The following is a 3,905-nucleotide window of genomic DNA, read 5'->3' as shown; positions in this document are numbered from 1 at the left end:
TCTCCCGTCTATGTCGCAGGGCTTTTCGAACCCAATTATGCGTTGCTGAACCCGGTGAAAATGGTCGCAGAACTGCGCCGCGTGAGCCTCGCACAAGGGGTACAGTTGTTCGAGCATTCTCCGGTGTCGACCTTGCGCGAGGACGGTCTTTATCAAGTGCTGGAAACCGGTCTGGGGACCCTCAAGGCAGCGAAGGTCGCACTCGGCACCAACATCGCACCACCGTTGCTGGGCTCGCTGAAGTCCAAGGTCATCCCTATTTATGACTATGCCCTGGCAACCCGGCCGCTCGACGATGCTCAACTGCGCGCCATCGGTTGGGTCGGGCGCTACGGTATTGCCGACAGCGGCAATCAGTTTCATTACCTGCGAAAGACCGAGGACAACCGCATTCTCTGGGGCGGCTACGACGCCATCTATCACTTCGGCAGCCGACGTGATGAGGCATTGACGCAGCGTCCCGAGAGCTTCGCGACACTGGCGCAACAATTTCAATCGGCGTTCCCGGCATTGGCGGACGTCAGGTTCAGTCATGCCTGGGGCGGCATCATCGACACCTCGGCACGCACCACCATGTTCTGCGGCACCTCGCCAGGCGGGCGCATTGCCTATGCCCAGGGCTTCACTGGGCAGGGAGTGTCGGCCAGTCGTTTCGCGGCCTTGACCCTGCTCGACCTGCTGGAAGGCAAAGCCACTGAACGCACAAAACTTGCGATGACCTCGACCGCGCCGTTTCCGTTTCCCCCCGAACCCTTGCGTTACGTGGGTGTGTCGCTGGCGCAGCGCTCGCTGGCCCGCGAAGACCTGACTGGGCACCGCGACTGGCTGCTCAAAGGGTTTGACGCGCTGGGCATCGGTTTCGATTCTTGATCTGGAGTGATAATGACTATGAGTAAACCCGAACACGTCATCGACTTTGCCAACCCCGATTTGCCTGTCGTCGAGCTGGAAACCAGTGATCCCGCACTGGTCGACATGCCTTATCGCAGCCGGAGCTGGCGGCATTTTGTGGACCCACAGAAAAAGGCTACCGGTGGCATCTGGGAGGCCCCCGAACATCTGGAGCGTTGTGAGTGTGATTACGACGAGCTCTGCCATTTGCTCGAGGGACATGTGCGTTTGACCGACAGCCACGGTATCAGCCAGGAGTTCAAGGCCGGCGCCACGTTTGTCGTCGCCGCAGGGTTCAAGGGGACGTGGGAAAATCTGACACCGGTGCGCAAGGTGTTCATGATTCTCAGGGGCTAAGCCTCAGTCCACCCGCCCGCATCAGCCCGTCTGCAAGGCTCTTGCCAGATCATTGGCGCCACGCGGCGCCATGATGATGAAGTGGGGGGCGGCGGCTGGCTGGCGATAGCGGTGGGTCAGGCGTTGGGCAGCGCCATGATTGCCCGTGCGGCGATGTCAGTACCGCGAGTCGCCTGCATGTTTTTGCTGAAGGCTTCGAGGCGTTGCTTCATCGATTGATCGCTCAGCAACTGTTCGAGGGCCGCAGGTAATGCCGACAACGGATCGGCGAACCGTGGCAGGTAGCGGCCGACGCCGACTTCCTCGGCGCGTGCGGCGTTGTCGTGGCCGTCCCAGCAGTAAGGAATGATCAATGACGGCAAGCCGAAGTACAGCGCCTCGCAGAAACTGTTGTTGCCGCCGTGGTGGATAAACAGCTGACACTCCTTGAGCACGGCCGGTTGCGGAAACCAGCTGTCCAGGTACACGTTGTCGGGCACGGTGGTGTACGTGTCCCGATAGGCACCAACGTTGATCAGGAAGCGATAGGGCAGGTGTTCGATAGTGCCAATAAGGCGCTTGATCATGCCGGTGTCGGCAGCTCCGAGGCTACCGAAGCTGATGTAGATCAGTGGCGCGTCGTTGTGCCGCGGAAAGTCTGGAACGATGTAAGGCGCCTCGCGCCGCACACAGCCGTCGAGGTAGACATAGCGCTGCGAGTCCAACGGCAACTGGCGTTCATAACGCACCGGAGTCGGCGACAGCAGCAGGTTGAGCCATGGCGAATCGACAAGAAACTGGCCAGGCGGGCAAGGCGCTGTGCCGTTGCTCGCGAGAAATTGCAAAAAACGTTCATGTGCCGGCGCGACGACTTTCTGGTAATGCTCGGTAAACCGCTCACGTCCGTCCCCGTCGCTGGCCAGGCAGCCCGACAGATACGGCGGTACGGCGGCATCCGGCAGCTCGGTTTCGGCGCAGGATACCATGCGTACCCAAGGGCATCCGGCGTTGGCGATTGCGGGGAACATGACCACGTTGTCGAGGACGATGACGTCCGGCTTCAGTCGACCGAGCAACTGTTGCAGCGGCTTTTCCGCTTCGATGGCGGTGTCGATGATCGCTTCCCAGGCCGGCGCCACATAGCTGTCGATCTGTGCCAGTGGAGTCTGGTCGAAGTAAGGAATGTTGCGCTCGATGAACCGTTCCCAGTAATGCTGATGTTCCGCTGCCGACAAAGGACTGGCTTGCGGAATCGGGTACTCGTCGAAGCCGTACTCGGCGAAGAGTCCCTGAAAATGTTCGTGGCAGATGAAGACCGGTTTTGCACCCAGTTCACGCAGCGACTGGGCGATGCCAATGCAGTTCAAGGCCGCGCCGAAACTGGCTTCCGGAAACAGGGCGATAAGTTTTTGTCTGTGCATGGCGCAAGATTTCCATGGCGGGTGACGCCCGCCGATCCTGAAGATGTCTGGATGCTGTCTTATTTTATAAAAAAAATCATCATGTTTTTTAAGCAGCTTCAGCGACGCCCGAACATCTGGCCCTGCGGAATGCCACGGTTGGCGGTTTGCGGGCGCTGGGCGGCGCTAAGGCGCAAGTGCAGGCGCAGCAAATCGGCGGCGATTTCCAGCTGTCCGCGTTCGATGTGCGCAATGATTTGCAGGTGTTCACGCAGCGCTTCCTGCAGGCGGTGCACGCTGACCGTCGGCAACAGGTTCGGCAGGCGTCGCAGGCTCTGGTGCTGGAGCAGGGCATCGCCGACAAAACGGTTGCCACAGCTCTGGCCAATCAGCTCGTGGAAGCTGATGTCGAGCTCGCGAAACTGCTGGATATCGAAGTGCTCAACCGGGCTCGCGAGCAACAACTGCATGGCGCTGCGCAGCAGGGCCAGGCGTTGCGGGTCGGCATTGAAGTTGGGGTGCAGCAGCGCTTCCGGCTCCAGGATCAAGCGAAACTTCAGGCTTTCTTCGAGGGCCGCGAGGCTGTTCAGGGACGGGCGAAACAGCCAGGACTGGCCGGGGCCGCGCTCGATTGCCTGGCTTTCACTGAGTTGCAGCAGGGCTTTTTGCGCGGCCGGGCGACCGATGTCGTAACGACGCATCAGTTCGCTGATGCTGATGCTGTCCCCAAGGCGCCCGGCCATGCGATCGCGCAGCACCGAGTTGGCCAGTTCCTCTTCTTCAGCTTGCGGCAATGCACTGTTGAAAGCCTGGCCGGCCGGTGCGGCGAGCAGCCTATAACCCTTTCCGGCTTCATGGCTCAGCAGGTTTTCTTCCAGCAGCACTTTCAGCGCGCCACGGATCAATGTGCGCGACACCTGAAAGGTGCGCGACAAGGCCTGCTCGGCCACAGGGTCTCCGGCCACCAATCCGGTTTCCTGGGTGTGTTCCAGAATTCTCCGGGCGAGTTCCAGGTGGTTGGTGCGCGGCTTTTTCTCGGGCGTGGTGCTCAATTCTTCTTATCTCTTTCGGTCGTTTCGACTCAGGTGCTCATCTTATGCCATGCACCTTAAAACCGTCAGGCGCAAAAAATCGTTGACATAAAATCATGGTGGTCCTAATTTCTAAAAAAAAACACAGCAACTGATTCTCTTTTTGCCGTACTGCCTTCGAACACAAAAATAAACAATCGTCGGGTGAGTATTATGAGAAAGCTGAAAGGCCTTATGTGTCTGGGAT

4 protein-coding genes are annotated in these 3,905 nt (G+C 59.3%); 2 read left to right on the top strand and 2 right to left on the bottom strand.

Annotated elements, in window-relative coordinates; genetic code table 11:
• A partial coding sequence (locus tag AC1DSG_RS28675; protein WP_477793889.1) for an NAD(P)/FAD-dependent oxidoreductase occupies positions 1-870 on the top strand: 870 nt, incomplete at its 5' end.
• Positions 871-882: 12 nt separating this feature from the next.
• Positions 883-1,248 carry a cupin domain-containing protein gene (locus AC1DSG_RS28670; protein ID WP_477793888.1) on the top strand — a complete coding sequence of 122 codons (366 nt, stop codon included), beginning with the start codon at positions 883-885 and terminating at the stop codon, positions 1,246-1,248.
• A gap of 116 nt (positions 1,249-1,364) precedes the next feature.
• Here the strand turns inward: AC1DSG_RS28670 and AC1DSG_RS28665 are convergent, their stop codons facing one another.
• Together AC1DSG_RS28665 and AC1DSG_RS28660 are read right to left on the bottom strand one after the other, a co-directional pair.
• Positions 1,365-2,648: a nucleotide disphospho-sugar-binding domain-containing protein gene (locus tag AC1DSG_RS28665; protein ID WP_477793887.1), complete on the bottom strand. Its 1,284-nt coding sequence runs from the start codon at positions 2,646-2,648 to the stop codon at positions 1,365-1,367.
• A gap of 98 nt (positions 2,649-2,746) precedes the next feature.
• Positions 2,747-3,679 carry a GntR family transcriptional regulator gene (locus AC1DSG_RS28660; protein ID WP_477793886.1) on the bottom strand — a complete coding sequence of 311 codons (933 nt, stop codon included), beginning with the start codon at positions 3,677-3,679 and terminating at the stop codon, positions 2,747-2,749.
• Positions 3,680-3,905 lie beyond the last annotated feature (226 nt).

It is taken from the genome of Pseudomonas sp. P5_A12 (genome assembly GCF_056400685.1).
This window is presented reverse-complemented; position numbering and strand designations above follow the sequence as displayed.